This is a genomic window from Cellulosimicrobium cellulans (assembly GCF_001722485.1).
Classification (GTDB): Bacteria; Actinomycetota; Actinomycetes; order Actinomycetales; family Cellulomonadaceae; genus Cellulosimicrobium; species Cellulosimicrobium cellulans_A.
The window spans coordinates 1-1,374 of record NZ_LWGL01000330.1; the positions used below are offsets into that span (position 1 = coordinate 1).

At 76.8% G+C, this 1,374-nt stretch carries 1 protein-coding gene and 2 pseudogenes; all 3 read left to right on the forward strand.

Going from position 1 to position 1,374, the window contains the following annotated elements; translation table 11 throughout:
- Positions 1 to 389, forward strand: a pseudogene (locus JZ5iCDA_RS19280) (hypothetical protein); the annotation flags it as partial.
- 9 nt (positions 390 to 398) lie between these two features.
- Complete coding sequence (locus JZ5iCDA_RS17510; protein WP_069388243.1) at positions 399 to 824, forward strand: DUF6113 family protein; 426 nt, start codon at positions 399 to 401, stop codon at positions 822 to 824.
- Positions 825 to 914: 90 nt separating this feature from the next.
- Positions 915 to 1,374 (forward strand): annotated as a pseudogene (locus JZ5iCDA_RS17515) (hypothetical protein); the annotation flags it as partial.

Consider the following 1,374-nt stretch of genomic DNA (forward strand, 5'->3'; position numbering starts at 1 on the left):
CCGAGTCGGCGGTGCGCACCGCGCGCCGCGCGCTCGCGGAGGAGCCCGGGGTGCGCGCCCTGCTCGACGGCGCGGCCGGTCTCGCGCTGCCCGACCCCGACGAGACGCTGCCGCCGATGGCCGTGCCCGACCGCCTCCTCGACGCGCAGCCGCTGCTCGCGGTCCCCGTGGCCCCGGTGCTCACGGCCGTGCTCGGGGCGATGCGGGCCCACACGACCCAGGTCCAGCACGCGAGCGCGTCGGACGCTGCGCCCACCGCCGGGACGTCGCTCGTCGGCTGGTACGCCCTCAGCAACGACGTGCTCGCGCCCATCCCTTCACACGAGTTCTACGCGCCCTCCCGCGCGGCTCTGCCGAGCCTGCGGGAACGACGCGCGGGCGCCCGATAGCCTGCTCCCGTGGACACGAGCACCGGGCGCACCGTCGGCCGCGCGGCAGCCTGCGCGCTGATCGGCGCGGTCGTCGGGCTGGTGGGGACGATCGCGCACCGCGCACCCGTCGTCGACGTGCCCGCGCTGCACCTCGGTCTCGTCCTCGCGCTGCTCGCGGTGCTCGCGGCGAGCGTGCTCGCCCGGGCGTGGGGCGGCTACGCGGGGCTCGTCGGCTTCGGCATCGGGTGGGTCACGGTCGTGCAGGTCCTCGCGATCGAGGGACCGGGCGGCGACGTGCTCGTGCCGAGCCAGACCGTCGGCTACGTGTGGATCTACGGGGGCATGCTGGTGGTCGCGGTCGCCGCGTTCCTCCCGCGCTCGTGGTTCAGCGAGCGGCCCGTGCGGGCGGCGCTCCACGAGCGCCCATCGGGGCACAACGGACATCGGGCGTAGATCACCCCGGATAGAATCGACGTGCGGGAGACCGCACACCCCTCGTCGTCGCGCGGACCTCCGCGCGCCCTTTCGTCACGGAGACTGTGGATGGGTCAGCCGACCGAGCGAGACGAAGCTCTCGAGACGCCCGACGACGCCGCCGCGTCGTCGGGTGACGCGCCGACGCCCGAGGACGTATCGCGCGCCGCGGGGCGTCCGGAGCCGTCCCCGGAGCCCGCGCTCGAGGACGACGACGTCCCGTACGTCCCGCGCGTCTTCGCCTTCGACCCCGACGTCCCGGCGGTGCTGCACCCGCCGACGGCCGACGCGGCTCCCGAGCCGGACGCGGAGCCCGAGCTGGACGCGGAGCCCGAGCTGGAGTCCGACCCGGAGCCGGTGCAGGAGAGGGAGCCGCTCCGCGGGACGGAGCCGACACCGGAGCCGTCTGCGGTCTCCGACGCGCCAGCCGGGCCGACCCCGGCGCCGGAGTCCGACGCGGCCGTCGAGCCGACCGCGACGCCGGAGGAGGCCGCGCCGGCCGCGCCCGCCGCCGTCACCGAGGAGCCCG